At 73.3% G+C, this 15459-nt stretch carries 12 protein-coding genes; 1 reads left to right on the forward strand and 11 read right to left on the reverse strand.

Annotated elements, in window-relative coordinates:
- The first annotated feature begins 123 nt into the window (after positions 1-123).
- Positions 124-1296, forward strand: coding sequence for a PQQ-dependent sugar dehydrogenase (locus FGF04_RS02115; protein ID WP_408055579.1), 1173 nt, complete (start codon positions 124-126; stop codon positions 1294-1296).
- 16 nt (positions 1297-1312) lie between these two features.
- Here FGF04_RS02115 and FGF04_RS02120 read toward each other — a convergent pair whose 3' ends face one another.
- From FGF04_RS02120 to FGF04_RS02170, 11 genes are all read right to left on the reverse strand, one after another.
- On the reverse strand, positions 1313-1555 hold the full coding sequence (locus FGF04_RS02120; RefSeq protein ID WP_149509461.1) for a DUF6191 domain-containing protein: 243 nt from the start codon (positions 1553-1555) through the stop codon (positions 1313-1315).
- 62 nt (positions 1556-1617) lie between these two features.
- Entirely contained in the window at positions 1618-4680 is a 3063-nt protein-coding gene (locus tag FGF04_RS02125) for a helix-turn-helix transcriptional regulator (RefSeq protein WP_149509462.1), read from the reverse strand.
- A 272-nt stretch (positions 4681-4952) separates the two neighbouring features.
- A complete protein-coding gene (locus FGF04_RS02130; RefSeq protein WP_149509520.1) occupies positions 4953-5147 on the reverse strand; it encodes a hypothetical protein in 195 nt (64 codons plus the stop codon).
- Between the two features lie 176 nt (positions 5148-5323).
- Positions 5324-5932, reverse strand: a complete 609-nt coding sequence (locus FGF04_RS02135) for a hypothetical protein (RefSeq protein WP_149509463.1) — start codon at positions 5930-5932, stop codon at positions 5324-5326.
- A 52-nt stretch (positions 5933-5984) separates the two neighbouring features.
- On the reverse strand, positions 5985-6542 hold the full coding sequence (locus FGF04_RS02140) for a GNAT family N-acetyltransferase (protein WP_149509464.1): 558 nt from the start codon (positions 6540-6542) through the stop codon (positions 5985-5987).
- A complete protein-coding gene (locus FGF04_RS02145) occupies positions 6520-8781 on the reverse strand; it encodes an MMPL family transporter (protein WP_149509465.1) in 2262 nt (753 codons plus the stop codon). The genes FGF04_RS02140 and FGF04_RS02145 overlap by 23 nt, the downstream gene beginning before the upstream one ends.
- 398 nt (positions 8782-9179) lie before the next feature.
- On the reverse strand, positions 9180-10691 hold the full coding sequence (gatB, locus tag FGF04_RS02150; RefSeq protein ID WP_149509466.1) for an Asp-tRNA(Asn)/Glu-tRNA(Gln) amidotransferase subunit GatB: 1512 nt from the start codon (positions 10689-10691) through the stop codon (positions 9180-9182).
- 16 nt (positions 10692-10707) lie between these two features.
- Entirely contained in the window at positions 10708-10941 is a 234-nt protein-coding gene (locus FGF04_RS02155) for a hypothetical protein (protein ID WP_188113925.1), read from the reverse strand.
- Positions 10942-10946: 5 nt separating this feature from the next.
- The gene (gene gatA, locus FGF04_RS02160) at positions 10947-12470 is read right to left on the reverse strand and encodes an Asp-tRNA(Asn)/Glu-tRNA(Gln) amidotransferase subunit GatA (protein WP_149509468.1); all 1524 of its coding nucleotides are present in this window, start codon (positions 12468-12470) and stop codon (positions 10947-10949) included.
- Between the two features lie 5 nt (positions 12471-12475).
- Positions 12476-12772, reverse strand: coding sequence for an Asp-tRNA(Asn)/Glu-tRNA(Gln) amidotransferase subunit GatC (gene gatC, locus FGF04_RS02165; RefSeq protein ID WP_149509469.1), 297 nt, complete (start codon positions 12770-12772; stop codon positions 12476-12478).
- Between the two features lie 211 nt (positions 12773-12983).
- Positions 12984-15305 carry a putative bifunctional diguanylate cyclase/phosphodiesterase gene (locus FGF04_RS02170; RefSeq protein WP_149509470.1) on the reverse strand — a complete coding sequence of 774 codons (2322 nt, stop codon included), beginning with the start codon at positions 15303-15305 and terminating at the stop codon, positions 12984-12986.
- Between the last annotated feature and the right edge of the window lie 154 nt (positions 15306-15459).

Consider the following 15459-nt stretch of genomic DNA (forward strand, 5'->3'; position numbering starts at 1 on the left):
CCGTCCGGGACGGGAGCGCCCGGCAGGGGCGTGTTCCGGCGATTCGATGTCCGTGATCGGGAACTCGTGGGGCGCGGGCGGTGTATGACAAGGAGAGCCTGCCGCGTCGAAGGGATCCTGATCGTGCAACGACGAGCTGTGACGGCCGTGTTGGCCGCAGCCGCGCTCCTGGTGACGGCCGGGTGCTCCTCGGGGGACGACTGGGAGCCGGAGGGCGGCGGGAGCGCGTCGGCGGACCGCTCCGGGCCGGCCGCCTCCTCCTCGGCCCCGGCCTCCGCGCAGGCGGCCGAGGAGACCCCGCCGGCCAAGGGGTCGGTGAAGGTCGTACGGACCGTCACCGAAGGACTGAAGACGCCCTGGGGGCTGGCGCCGCTGCCCGAGGGCGGGCTGCTGGTCTCCTCGCGGGACGAGGGGACGATCACCCGCGTCGACGAGAAGACCGGGAAGAAGACCGAGCTGGGCGCGGTGCCCGGCGTCGCCCCCGGCGGCGAGGGCGGCCTGATGGGCCTGGCCCTGTCGCCGTCGTACGCCTCGGACCACATGGTCTACGCGTACTTCACCTCGGACTCCGACAACCGCATCGTGCGCATGCTCTACGACGCCGACAAGCCGGCCGGTGAGCAGCTGGGCGCGCCCGACACCGTGTTCCGGGGCATCCCGAAGGGCACGAACCACAACGGCGGCCGGATCGCCTTCGGCCCCGACAAGATGCTGTACGTGGGTACGGGCGAGACCTATGTGACCGAGCTGGCCCAGGACAAGAAGTCGACGGGCGGCAAGGTCCTGCGCCTGACCCCGGAGGGCGAGCCGGCGCCGGGCAACCCCTTCGGCTCGCCGGTCTACTCCTACGGCCACCGCAACGTGCAGGGGCTGGCCTGGGACAGCAAGCAGCGCCTGTTCGCGTCGGAGTTCGGCCAGGACACCTGGGACGAGCTGAACCACATCGTGCCGGGCGGCAACTACGGCTGGCCGGACGTGGAGGGCAGGTCGGACGACTCGAAGTACCGGAACCCGGTCGACCAGTGGAGCACCGACGAGGCCTCCCCCAGCGGCATCGCCTACGCGCAGGGCTCCGTCTGGATGGCGGGGCTGCGCGGCAAGCGGCTGTGGCGCATCCCGCTCGACGGCACGAAGGAGTCGGCGCGGCCGCAGGCCTTCCTGGAAGGCGACCACGGCCGGCTGCGCACGGTGGTCTCGGCGGGCGGCGGCAAGCTCTGGCTGGTCACGAGCGAGACGGACGGGCGCGGCACCCCGGGCAAGGGCGACGACAAGATCCTGGAACTGCGGGTGACGTGAGGGACCCGCACGGCACCTAGACGGGACCCTCCGGACCGTCCTGTCCGGAAGGCTCGGGGCCGTCCGGGGCGGGCCGGCCGCCCCGGTCGTCCCGCTCCCGCGCGGGCCGCGCCGGTGCGCGGACCGTCACCTTGCCCGACGCGAGGTCTATCGGGCCCCGCCCGGGATCGCCGTCGTTCAGGTCCACGCGGGTCAGCTCCAGCCGCTTGCGCTCCTCGTCGGTGTGCTTGCGGCCGGGTGCGAAGAGATTCTCGATCATGTTGAACACGGTGCCTCCCTGGGCCCGGCATCGCTTCCAGCGTAGACCTCGGCGCCAGGAACTCAGCCGGCCCGGCCGGCCGGGCCCGCGGCGGCCGTCTCCGGCGGGAAGAGGCGCATCCGGTGGGCCACGGCCGCCGCCTCGCCCCGGCCCGCGACGCCGAGCTTGGCGAGGATGTTCGAGACGTGGACGCTGGCCGTCTTCGGCGAGATGAAGAGCTCCTCGGCGATCTGCCGGTTGCTGCGGCCCGCGGCCACCAGCCGCAGGACGTCGCGCTCGCGGCTGGTGAGCCCGAGCGCCTCGGCCGGGTCGGCGGGCGCGAGGGGGGCCGGCCCGGCCGCCCGGGCGAGGGTGAGGCGGGCGCGCTGCGCGAGCGCGGAGGCCGCGTCGGCGAGCGGGCGCGCGCCGAGGTGGTCGGCGGTGGCCCGGGACAGCCGCAGCAGCTCCGTGGCGCGGCCCCGCTCCTCCTCCGTACCGCCGCGGGCCAGCAGGGACCCGGCGAGCCGGTACCGGACGCGGGCCAGGTCGTACGGGCGTTCCAGCGGCTCGAAGGCGGCGAGCGCCTCGGACCAGTCGTCCGGGGTGTCTCGGCCCTCCGCGCGCAGCAGCTCGGCCCGTACCCAGCGCTCGTGCGCCTGCCAGACGGGCACATTCGTGACGAGGGACCTGGCGGTCTCCCGCAGGCGCCCGACGGACTCGGCGCGGTCCGGTTCGGCGGCGGGCAGGCCTCGGGCGTCGGCCTCGGCGGTCGCGGCGGCGAGCAGCAGCGGCCAGCCGTAGCGGTGGGTGCCCGGCGGGAAGCCGATCCGCAGCGCCTGCGCCAGCTCGGCCCGGGCGTCCTGGAGGCGGCCCTGTCCGGCGGCGGTGCCGACCGCGACGGTGGCCAGGGGCAGGGCGTGCTGGGGCACGCTGTCGTGGGTGCCGAAGTGGGCGCGCGCCCGCGCCAGTTGTTCGCCCGCGGTGGCGAGGTCGCCCCGGGCGAGGGCGAGCCGGGCGTGGATCGTGGCGCGGAAGCCGCGGGGCTTGGCGCTCTGGCCGACCCGCTCGGAGTGGTCCCCCGCCTCGGCGGCCTCGTCCCAGCGGCCCAGGGAGAAGAGGGAGTCGGCGAGGTTGCCCCAGATCCAGGCCTCGGTGTCCAGCAGGCCCAGTGAGCGGGTGAGTTCGAGGCCCTGGTGGAGCATGCGGACGGCCTCCAGGGAGCGGCCGACGCCTTCCAGGTTGGACGGCAGGTTCACATGGGCGCGGCCCATCACGTAGGCGACGCCCGCTTGCGTGGCGCGCCGCAGGACCTCGTGGACCTCGGCGAGGCCGACGTCGATGTCGCCCGATTCGACGAAGAGCCCGCCGAGGGTGAGCCGGGCGTTCAGCTCGATGTCGCGGGCGCCGACCATGCGTGCGTACTGCACGGCGCGCTCGGCGGCCTGCAGGGCGTCCGGTCCCGGCCGGTGCACCATCAGCCAGTTGGCCACGTTGGCGAGGACGTCGGCGTGCACCTCGGACGGCGGCAGCCCCCGGACCAGGTCCTGGGCGGTGGCGAGCTCCTGCCAGCCGTCGCCCAGGCCCTGCGACTCGACGAGGCGGGAGCGCTGGAGCCAGAACCAGGCGGCGCGCAGGGGGTCCCCGTCGTCTTCCAGGAGGTGCAGGGCCCGCTTGGTGATCTTCAGTGCGCGTTTGCGCTCCCCGGAGAAGCGGCCCGCCACGGCGGCCTCGGCCATCAGGTCGAGGTAGCGCAACGGGGTCCCCGCGCACTCCCCGGACTGCGGAGGAGGATAGACCTCGGTGCAGTCGACGGGCCGCAGGTCGGCGCGTACGGCCTCGGGGGCGGTGTCCCAGAGCTCCATCGCCCGCTCCAGGAGCCGCAGTTGCTCCGAGTAGGCATGCCGGCGGCGGGCCGCCACGGAGGCGTCCAGGACGGCGGGCAGGGCCTTGGCGGCGTCGTGCGCGTGGTACCAGTGGCTGGCCAGGCGGGCGGCGCGCTCGTCGGCCGGGACCAGCGTGGGGTCCGCCTCCAGGGCTTCCGCGTACCGGCGGTTGAGGCGGGAGCGCTCGCCGGGCAGCAGGTCGTCGCCGACCGCCTCGCGCACCAGGGAGTGGCGGAAGCGGTAGCCGTCGCCGTCGGGCGTCGCGAGCAGGATGTTGGCGCCGACGGCGGCCCGCAGCGCCTCGATGAGGTCGTCCTCGCAGAGCCGGGCCACGGCGGCGAGCAGCCGGTACTCCACGGTGGAGCCGCCCTCGGCGACGATCCTGACGACCCGCTGGGAGCTCTCGGGCAGGCTCTCGACCCGGACGAGGAGCAGGTCGCGCAGGGAGTCGGTGAGGCCGGCGCAGCCGCCGTCGCGGGCGGCCACGGCCAGCTCCTCGACGAAGAACGCGTTCCCGTCGGAGCGGGCGAAGATGTCGTCGACCTGCGCCGGATCGGGCTCGGCGGCGAGGATCCCGGCGATCTGGCGGGCGACCTCGGAGCGGCTGAAGCGGTTCAGCTCGATCCGCCGCACGGTGCGCAGCCGGTCCAGCTCGGCGAGCAGGGGCCGCAGCGGGTGGCGGCGGTGGATGTCGTCGGCGCGGTAGGTGGCGACGACGAGCAGGCGGCCGCTGCGCAGGGTCCGGAAGAGGTAGGCGAGCAGGTGGCGGGTCGAGGCGTCCGCCCAGTGCAGGTCCTCCAGGAGGACGACGACCGGGCGGTCGGCGGCGACGCGCTCCAGCAGGCGGACGGTCAGCTCGAAGAGGCGGGCGGTGCCGTCCTCGTCGTGCCGTCCGCGGGGGCTCTCCCCCAGCTCGGGCAGCAGCCGGGCCAGCTCCTCCTCCTGGCCCGCGGCGGCCTCGGCCAGTTCGCCGGGCAGGTGGCGGCGCAGGGCCCGCAGGGCGCTGGAGAAGGGCGCGAAGGGCAGTCCGTCGGCGCCGATCTCGACGCAGCCGCCGACCGCCACGACGGCGCCCTCGCGGCAGGCGCCCGTCGCGAACTCCTCGATGAGCCTGGTCTTCCCGACGCCTGCCTCGCCGCCGAGCAGCAACGCCTGCGGCTCGCCCGCGGCGGCGCGGGCGAGCGCGTCGTTCAGCGTGCCCAGTTCGTCGGCCCGGCCGACGAAGACCGGACTCACGGACCTGGTCTCCACAGCGCCGAGCATCGCACAGCGGTCCGACACCGCGGCACTGGTTATCCGGCGCCCGGCGGCGGTCCCGGGTCCGCCCGCGACGGCGGACGCGTCCGTGACCAGGGCGGACGCGCCCGTCCCCGGCGATCCCGGGTGCGTGCCCGGAACCGCCGGGGACGAGTGCGGGACCGGGACCGCCGGCGACGGGTGCGGGACCGGGAGAGCGGTCACCGCGTCCCCGCCGCGGCCGGGACCGTGATCGGGACGGCCGACCCCCGTGCGGCCGCCCCGCCGTGCCCCGGCGCTCATGCGACGCGTGCGAACCGGGGCCTGCGGTGCCGGTGGCCGTTCACCTGCCCCTCGGTGTCGTCGCGCCTGGACCGCGCGGCCTCGCGCCGGGCGGCCCGGCGGCTGCGGACGGCCTCGCGGGCCATGCGGAAGTGGTCGGCGTCCCGGATCATCTCCGCGGACCGGATCTGCTGGATCTCGTACTCGAACATCTCGTGCCCCTCGTCGGTTCGGCTCCTCTGCGATGTCTCCACCTTGGTCCTTGAGGGGGGCACGCCACATCGGGAGAGTTCCGCATCTTGGACGCGTGAGGGGCCTTAGTCCCGCCGCGGGTGACTCACGGCGGGACTAAGGCCCCTCAGGACGTGCGGTCTCCTCCCGGAGATGCTCAGGTGCTGGGCATGCCGAGCAGGACGTCGGTGTACTTCAGGACGGCCAGCAGCAGGCCGACGACGCCGAGCGCGACGCCCGCCCAGGCGACGGACTTGACCCACGGGGACTGGGCGGGGAGGCGGTCCGGGTCGCCGAACGCGGGCCGCACCAGCACCACGACGCCGACGATCAGCGCGACGAGCGCGAACACGCCCGCGACCAGTGCGTTGGCGTTCCAGGAGTCGGCGTACACCTGCTTGACCTGGGTGGCCACGGGCGCGCCCTGCACGGTCTCCAGCTGGCCGTACAGCGAGTCGCGGGCCTGGGCGACCGTGCCGATCCAGCTGCCCGTCAGCGAGACGACGCCCAGTGCGGCGGACACCACGGCGGCCGCGCCGAGACCGACACCGGTGCCGGCCGCGGCCGTGGCCGGCTCGCCCGCCTCGGCATCCGCGTCTTCCCCGGTGTCGCCCCGGACCTCCTCGTCCGCCTCGCCCGTCCCGGCCTCCTCGACCTCGCCGATCGCGGACGTCCGGTCGTCCTTGACCAGGTCCACGGCCTCGTCGTCGCGCCGTGCCCCGGTGCCGGTCTCGATCCCGGCTTCGTTCTCTGCCTTGGTTCCCATGCTCCGCACCGTACGGACGCTGTCTGAGAATTTCTTGAAGAAACCGGGATCCCTACGTGTGGCGCAGGGCACGCCACTCCCGCGCGAGCACCGACCAGACCTCCGTGTCCTGCCGTACGCCCCGGTGGGGCCAGTTCTCCCGCAGGACGCCCTCGCGGCTCATGCCGAGCCGCCGCGCCACGTTCAGGCTGGGCTCGTTGGCGGTGGCCGCGCGCCATTCGACGCGCTGGATGCCGCGCTCGTCGACCGCCCAGTCGACGAGGACGCGGACGGCGCGCGTGATCAGCCCGCGGCCCGTCGCCGCGGGCTCCAGCCAGCAGCCGACCTCGCAGGTGCCGTGCTCGGCGTCGAAGGTCCGGAAGAGCACGCCGCCGACGAGCCGGCCCTCCAGCCACACCCCGTGCAGGCTGCCCGCGTCGGCGGCCTTCTTGTCGGCGTACGACTGGAGCAGTTCGCGTGCGGAGGCGGTGTCCGTGGCCCGCGACCCGAAGGGGATGTACCGCTGGACGAAGTCGCGTCCGCGGTCGAGGTGGGCGAGGAACTCCTCCGCGTGCCACGGCTCCAGGGGCCGCAGTTCCGCGCCGTCGTCACCCAGGGGTGTCGCGTACATCCGGCCGCCGCTCCTTCACCGTCACCGTCCCGTCCGGGAGCGCGTCCTCCCGCGCTCCGGGGATCCTCGCACGCCCGTCGGCGCCGGTGGTACGGATTTCCGGCGGCTCGATGCTCAGGCGCGGCAGGCGCCGGTCGAGCCAGCCCGGCAGCCACCAGTTGGCGCCGCCCAGCAGGTGCATGAGGGCGGGCACCAGGAGCGTGCGCAGCACGAACGCGTCGAGCGCCACGGCGGCGGCCAGGGCCACGCCGAACATCGCGATGACGCGGTCGCCGCTGAGCACGAAGGCCAGGAAGACCGCGATCATGATCACGGCGGCAGAGTTGATCACGCGGCTGGTCTCGGCGAGGCCCACGCGCACCGCCCGGCGGTTGTCGCCGGTCTCCAGCCACTCCTCGTACATGCGGCTGACCAGGAACACCTGGTAGTCCATGGAGAGCCCGAAGAGCACGGAGACCATGATCACGGGGAGGAAGGGCTCGATCGGGCCGGCCCGGCCCAGGCCCAGCAGTTCGCCGCCCCAGCCCCACTGGAAGATCGCGACGACGACCCCGAAGGCGGCGGCGACGGCCGCGACGTTCATCGCGGCGGCCTTCAGCGGGATGCCGACGGACCGGAAGGCGAGCAGCAGCAGGACGCAGCCGAGGCCGATCACCACGCCCACGAAGAGGGGCAGCTTGCCGACGATGACGTCGGCGAAGTCGTCGTACCCGGCCGTGATCCCGCCGACCTTCAGGTCGAGCGCGGTGCCGTTCCCGGCCCGCGGCAGCACCTCCTCGCGCAGCCGGTCGACGAGTTCGCTGGTCCGCTGGGACTGCGGCGAGGAATCCGGTACGACGGTGAGGTGGGCGGTGTCCCCGTCGCTGTCGTACGTCACCGGGGTCGCGGCCCGCACGCCCTCGGTCGCCCGGAGCGTGGCGTCGAGGTTGTCCAGGGCGAGCCGGTCCTGGGCGCCGGTGACGGGGGTGACGAGGGTCAGCGGCCCGTTCAGACCGGGTCCGAACCCGTCCGCGAGCAGGTCGTACGCCTGCCGGGTCGTGGCCGATTCCGGGTTGTTGCCCTGGTCGGAGGTGCCCAGGTGCAGCGAGAACATGGGCACCGCGAGCAGCGCCATGACGGCGAGGGCGGCGGCGCCGAGGAGCTTGGGCCGGCGTTCGACGAACGCGGACCAGCGGGCGGCGAACCCGGTGGGCACCTCCGGCTGGGGGCCGTGTTCGGCCAGCCGGCGGCGTTCGCGGCGGCTGAGCGCGCGCGTGCCGATGAAGGAGAGCAGGGCGGGCAGCAGGGTCACGGAGGCCGCGACCGTCAGGACCACGGTCAGCGAGGCGGCGATGGCGACGCCGTTGAGGAAGCCGAGCCGCAGGATGAGCATGCCGAGCAGCGCGATGCAGACGGTGGCGCCCGCGAAGACGACCGCGCGCCCGGTGGTGGCGACCGCGTTCCGCGCGGCCTCCTCGACCGTCAGGCCCCGTTTCAGGCCGCGGCGGTGCCTGGTCACTATGAACAGCGCGTAGTCGATGCCGACACCGAGCCCGATCAGCATGCCGAGCATGGGCGCGAAGTCGGCGACGGTCATCAGGTGCCCGAGGAGCACGATGCCGGCGTACGCGGTGCCGACGCTCACCAGGGCCGTGGCGATGGGCAGCAGGGAGGCGGCGAGGGAGCCGAAGGCGAGGAAGAGGACGACCGCGGCGACGGCCACGCCGACGACCTCCGCGAGGTGCCCGCCGGAGGACTCGGTGAGGGCGACGGCCTGTCCGCCCAGCTCGACCCGGAGCCCGTCGGCCTCGGCGGCCTTCGCCGCGGAGACGACCGCCGCGGCCTCGTCCCGGTCGATGCGCTCCACGGGTTCGTCGAAGGTGACGGTGGCGTAGGCGGTACGCCCGTCCTCGCTGATCCGGCCCGCGGCGTGGCCCTCGTAGGGGCTGACGACCGAGGCGACCCCGGGCAGGTCGGCGATCGTGTCGAGGGCCCGGGTCATGGTCTGCTCGATGTCGGCGGCGCGGACCGGGTCGACGGCGGAGTGCCAGACGACGGTGTCGCTGTCCCCGCCGAGGCCGGGGAAGTTGTCCTGGAGGAGCTCGGCGGCCCGGCCCGACTCGGTGCCCGGCACCTGGTAGTCGTTCGAGTACGCCGACCCGGCGACGGAGGCTGCGGCGGCGGTCCCGCCGAGGGCGAGGAGCCAGAGCAGGAGGACCACGAGGCGGTGCCGGACGCACCACCGTGCTAGAGCTGCCACGGACGAGCTCCCTGGATGTTTTGTGGATCTTTATCGGGAACTGCCCGCAAAGAACGCATGACCGATCTGTTGTCACTCTTCCAGTGGAAAGTGATCGTCGGCCTCATTCGTGGGCTTACTCACACAAGTGCGAGTTTGTTCACACGACAATCCAATGAACTCTGTCGCCCCGCCCCCACCCCGCAGACGCGCCGAGCCGGAAGGGTTCTTTAGGGGGCGCGCCCCTTTAGGGGCGCGGGGAACGGCGCAGTCTTTTCGTTTTTAAGGGGCGCGGGGAACTGCGCGACCAGCCCCCACCGGCCCGCACCCGACACACGACCGGGGCGGCCCACGCAACACCGAGGGGGCGGCCACCTGACAACAGGTGACCGCCCCCTCGGGGCAGAAAAGACCGAGGGCTAGCCCTCGACGCCGAGCTTCTCCAGGATCAGCTCCTTGACCCGCGCCGCATCCGCCTGCCCCCGCGTGGCCTTCATGACGGCGCCCACCAGCGCACCGACCGCCGCCACCTTGCCGCCGCGGATCTTGTCCGCGACGCCCGGGTTCCCGGCGATGGCCTCGTCGACGGCGGCCGTCAGCGCGCCCTCGTCCGAGACGACCTTCAGGCCGCGCTTCTCCACGACCTCGTCCGGCGTGCCCTCGCCCTTGACGACGCCCTCGATGACCTGACGGGCCAGCTTGTCGTTGAGGGAGCCCTCGGCGACCAGGGCGGTCACCCGGGCGACCTGCTCGGGCGTGATGGGCAGGGCGTCCAGGGACGTCCCCGTCTCGTTGGCCGTGCGCGCCAGCTCGCCCATCCACCACTTGCGGGCGGACGTCGCGTCGGCGCCCGCCGCGATCGTGGCGACGATGAGGTCGATGGCCCCGGCGTTGAGCATCGACTGCATGTCGTGGGCGCTCACGCCCCACTCCTCGCGCAGCCGGTTGCGGCGGGAGAGCGGCAGCTCGGGCAGCTCCGCGCGCAGCTCCTCGACCCAGGCGCGGGGCGGGGCGACCGGCACCAGGTCGGGCTCCGGGAAGTACCGGTAGTCCTCGGCCTCCTCCTTCACGCGGCCCGAGGTCGTGGAGCCCGTGTCCTCGTGGAAGTGGCGGGTCTCCTGGATGATCGTGCCGCCCTCGTTCAGCACGGCGGCGTGCCGCTGGATCTCGAAGCGGGCGGCGCGCTCGACGGAGCGCAGCGAGTTGACGTTCTTCGTCTCGCTGCGCGTGCCGAACTTCTCCCGGCCGTGCGGGCGCAGCGACAGGTTCACGTCGCAGCGCATCTGGCCCTGCTCCATCCGGGCCTCGGAGACACCGAGCGCCCTGATGAGCTCGCGCAGCTCGGCGACGTACGCCCGGGCGACCTCGGGGGCGCGCTCGCCGGCGCCCTCGATCGGCTTGGTGACGATCTCGATGAGCGGGATGCCGGCGCGGTTGTAGTCCAGCAGGGAGTGCGAGGCGCCGTGGATGCGGCCCGTCGCGCCACCGACGTGCAGCGACTTGCCGGTGTCCTCCTCCATGTGGGCGCGCTCGATCTCCACGCGGAAGACCTCGCCGTCCTCCAGCTGCACGTCGAGGTAGCCGTCGAAGGCGATCGGCTCGTCGTACTGGGAGGTCTGGAAGTTCTTCGGCATGTCCGGGTAGAAGTAGTTCTTCCGGGCGAAGCGGCACCATTCGGCGATCTCGCAGTGCAGCGCGAGGCCGATCTTGACGGCGGACTCGACGCCGATCGCGTTGACGACCGGCAGGGCGCCCGGCATGCCCAGACAGGTCGGGCAGGTCTGCGAGTTGGGCTCGGCGCCCAGTGCGGTGGAGCACCCGCAGAACATCTTGGTCCTGGTACCGAGTTCGACATGGACCTCAAGGCCCATGACGGGGTCGTACGACGCCAGCGCGTCCTCGTACGACACCAGGTCAGTCGTGGCAGTCACGGTGAAACTTTCCCTCTCAGCCCAGCAGGACGTCTTCGTCGCCCAGGCGCTTGAGCTCCCGGTAGAGGATGGCGAGGCCGGTGACGATGGCGGCGGCGGATACGGCGGCGTCGACGAGCCTCAGCGTGTCGCCGTCGCTGCGGGCCAGCTTGGCCTGCTTGGCGACGCTGATCATGCCGAACGCGGTACTGCCGAGCGACACGTACAGCCCGGTCTTCGACTTCTTGAAGTTGCTTGCCTTCTTGGCCATGGCACTCACAGCGACGGAGCCTCCTCGATCAGCGGGTGACCCCAGCGTTCCACGAACGCGGCCTCGACGGCGGCTCCCACCTTGTACAGGCGGTCGTCCTTGAGGGCCGGCGCGATGATCTGCAGGCCGACGGGCAGGTTGTCCTCGGGGGCGAGGCCGCAGGGCAGCGACATCGCGGCGTTGCCCGCGAGGTTGGTCGGGATGGTGCACAGGTCCGCGAGGTACATCGCCATCGGGTCGTCGGCGCGCTCGCCGATCGGGAAGGCGGTGGTCGGGGTCGTCGGGGAGACGATCACGTCGACCTGCTCGAACGCCTTCTCGAAGTCCCGCGTGATGAGCGTGCGGACCTTCTGGGCGCTGCCGTAGTACGCGTCGTAGTAGCCGGAGCTGAGGGCGTACGTGCCGAGCATGATGCGGCGCTTGACCTCGTCGCCGAAGCCCGCCTCACGGGTGAGGGCGGTGACCTCCTCGGCGGAGTGCGTGCCGTCGTCGCCGACGCGCAGGCCGTAGCGCAGGCCGTCGAAGCGGGCGAGGTTGCTCGAACACTCGGACGGGGCGATCAGGTAGTACGCCGACAGGGCGAGGTCGAAGGACGGGCAGTCCAGCTCGACGATCTCGGCGCCCAGCTCCTTGAGCAGCTCGACCGACTCGTCGAAGCGCTGCACGACGCCGGCCTGGTAGCCCTCGCCGCGGAACTGCTTGACGACACCGACGCGCATGCCCTGCACGCTGCCGTTGCGGGCGGCCTCGACGACGGCCGGGACCGGCTCGTCGACGGAGGTCGAGTCCAGCGGGTCGTGGCCGGCGATGACCTCGTGCAGCAGGGCCGCGTCCAGGACCGTGCGGGCGCAGGGGCCGCCCTGGTCGAGGGAGGACGAGAAGGCCACCATGCCGTAGCGCGACACCGCGCCGTAGGTGGGCTTGACGCCGACCGTGCCGGTGACGGCGGCGGGCTGGCGGATGGAGCCGCCGGTGTCCGTGCCGATGGCGAGGGGCGCCTGGTAGGAGGCGATGGCCGCGGACGAGCCGCCGCCGGAGCCGCCGGGGATGCGCGTCAGGTCCCAGGGGTTGCCGGTGACCCCGTACGCGCTGTTCTCGGTGCTGGACCCCATGGCGAACTCGTCCATGTTGGTCTTGCCGAGGATGACGACGTCGGCGTCCTTCAGGCGCTTGGTGACCGTGGCGTCGTAGGGCGGGATCCAGCCTTCGAGCATCTTGGAGCCGACCGTGGTCGGGATGCCCTCGGTGGTGAAGATGTCCTTGAGCGCGAGCGGTACGCCGGCCAGCGGGCCGAGCTTCTCGCCCCGCTCCCGCTTCTCGTCGACGGCGCGGGCCTGGGCGAGCGCCCCTTCGCGGTCGACGTGCAGGAAGGCGTGCACCTTCTCGTCGACGGCGCCGATGCGCGCGAGGTGGGCCTCGGTGACCTCGACGGCGGTGAGCTCGCCGGCGGCGATCGCGGCGGCGATCTCGGCGGCGGTGAGCTTGATGATGTCGGCGTTCTTCACGTGGTCGATCGTGCTGTCCGTCATGGTGATTAGTCCTCCCCCAGGATCTGCGGCACCTTGAAACGCTGCTGCTCCTGGGCCGGGGCGCCGGAGAGCGCCTGCTCGGGGGTGAGCGACGGACGGACCTCGTCCGCGCGCATGACGTTCGTCAGCGGCAGCGGGTGGGAGGTCGGCGGTACGTCTTGGTCGGCGACCTCGCTGACGCGGGCGACCGCGCCGATGATGTCGTCGAGCTGCCCGGCGAAGTGGTCGAGCTCTTCGCTTTTCAGCTCCAGACGCGCCAGTCGGGCGAGGTGGGCGACCTCCTCGCGCGTGATGCCAGCCATGCAGCGATCCTCAGGGGTGAGTGCGTGTGGTGTGCCCCAATCCTATGGGGCACACGAACTTCCCCGTGCATCGGTTTCCCGGTACCCGCGGGAGGGGCGGCGGATGTCCGGCCGCACGACGGCCGGACGGGCGCCGACGGCGGTCCGCCCCCACGGGAAACGCCCMCCCGCCGAGGTACCCGTCACGGGCGGTGCGGGCGGGAAAAAATCTTTACTCCTCCCCAGCCGCCGCAGGCCCCCGCGCCAGCAACCACGCCGTGGCCTCCTCCGGAGGCATCGCGGCGGCCACCAGCCACCCCTGCACCGCGTCGCACCCGAGGTCGCGCAACCGCTCCCACGTCTCGTCGTCCTCGACGCCCTCGGCCACGACCAGCAGCCCCAGCGAGTGGGCGAGGTCGACTGTGCACCGCACGATCTCCGCGTCCTCGGTGTCCACGACCAGCCGCGCCACGAACGACCGGTCGATCTTCAGCTCGCTGACCGGCAGCCGCCGCAGGTGCACCAGCGAGGAGTACCCGGTCCCGAAGTCGTCGAGGGACATCTTCACGCCGTGCCCGGTCAGCCCCTCCAGGGTGTCCGCGGCCCGCTGCGGGTCCTCCAGGAGCACGTGCTCCGTGATCTCCAGCTGGAGCGATCCGGCGGGCACCCCGTGCCGGGCGAGCCGCGCGGCCACCGAGCCCGCGAACCCGGGGGTGTGCACGTCCCGGGGCGAGACGTTGACGGCGACCGGTACGCGCAGTCCCTGGGCCCGCCAGCGGGCGACCTGGGCGAGTGCCGTCTCCAGCACGTACTCGGTGAGGTGGGGCATGAGGCCGGAGGACTCGGCGATGGCTATGAACTCGTCCGGCGGCACCTTGCCGCGCTCGGGGTGCACCCACCGCACGAGCGCCTCCAGACCGGCGACCTGCCCGTCGAAGCGCACCTTCGGCTGGTAGTGCAGCTCGACGTCCCCCGCGTCCAGCGCCCGCCGCAGGTCCCCGAGCAGTCCGAGCCGGTCGGGGGTGTTGGAGTCCCGCTTGGACTCGTAGACCTCGACGCCCGTGCGGTCCCGCTTCGCCTGGTACATCGCGACGTCGGCCCGCCGCAGCAGCCCCTCCGCGTCCAGCGCGTGGTCGGGGAAGACGGCGAGCCCGGCGCTGGCCTCCAGCACGAGCGTCAGTCCGTCGAGGTCGAGCGGGGACCCGAGCGCGGTCACGAGGTTGCGGGCCACCCGTGTCGCGGAGGTGGTCGAGTCGACGACGGGCAGCAGGACGGCGAACTCGTCCCCGCCGAGCCGCGCGGCCTCCGCGCCGCGGGGCAGGGCGACCCGCAGCCGGTCCGCTATCTGCAGCAGCAGCCGGTCCCCCGCGAGGTGTCCGAGGGTGTCGTTCACCGACCGGAAACGGTCCAGGTCGATCAGCATCAGAGCCGAACGCGCACCGATCCGCTCGGCGTCGTCCAGCGCCCGCCAGGTCCGTTCGAGGAGCCACTGGCGGTTGGGCAGTCCGGTGAGGGGGTCCCGCAGTTGCTCCTCGGCCCGGGCGCGCGCTATCCAGAGCGTGGAGTCGAGCGCGATGAGCGGGACGGCGAAGAGCGGCAGGAGCGCGGGCAGGGCGATCGCGACGACGCACACCAGGGGGGCGATGCCGAGCAGTGCCACGGCGACCAGACCGTGTCTGACCAGGGCCGTCCTGGCCACGGTCGGCAGTCCGCCCCTGCGGGGCGCGTGGAGGTACCAGAGGAGCGCGCGGCTCACGGCGAGATACGCCCCGGCCACCAACACCACCTGCGGTACGGCGTAGACGGTCCAGGTCTCCGGCTTCCAGGGCGTCTCCACGGAGGGCGCCCGGCCGAACACGGCCAGCACCAGGGCACCGGCGCCGATGCCGAGGATGTCCACCGCGCCGTGCAGGATGCCCTGCCGCCAGCGGTGGCGCCTGGCTATGCCGACCAGCACGACGACGGTGAGGCTGACCATCCCGGCCGGCACCCATCCGTACAGCAGCAGGACGGCGAGGGTGAGGGCCGCGCCGGAGCCCGTGCCGCCCCACCAGCGGGAGCGGCCGAGGGCGACGAGGTGGCCGACGATGACGCCGACCAGGACGGCCAGCGCCCAGCCCGCGGAACCGGACGGGAAGAGCGCGTGGTGGCCGGTGAAGGCGCGGTAGAACCCGGCGCCCAGCACGAGGGCGGCGGCCGTGACGACCGCCGCGGGCAGCGTGGGCCACGACGGCCGGTGGTCGGGCTCCTGGCCCGCCGTCTGGGAGGCGTGGTGCGGGTGGGCGGCGGCGACGGCGGAGGAGGGGCCGGGACCGCGCCCGTCCACCGCGACACGCTGTCCCGCCGTTCGTCCCGCCGACTGCCCTGCCGTCCGTTCCGCCGCCTGTCCGGGCGTCCGTCCGGGGCCGTCCGGCCGCCGCGCCGACCCGGTGATGCCGAGGTTCGCCCCGACCTGCCGGCTTCGCTCCAGCAAGGGGTGCCCCCACCGCCGTACACCGGTCATCCAGCGCGGGCGCAGCCGTGAGTCCGGGGCGGCGCTCTCGGTCGGTTCCATTCCCGTCCCTCTCACAGCCGGCGGTGCCCACGCCACGCGGCCCGATGCCCGGCCGCAGGCGCAGGAAAGCCCTGCTCCGTCACCGGCACCGCGTCCTAAGACCCTTCCCCCGGCTCTCGAAGAGCAGGGGGATGCCCCGGCCGCAGCTGGGCAC

The sequence above is a fragment of the Streptomyces apricus genome, assembly GCF_008369065.1.
GTDB lineage: Bacteria > Actinomycetota > Actinomycetes > Streptomycetales > Streptomycetaceae > Streptomyces > Streptomyces apricus.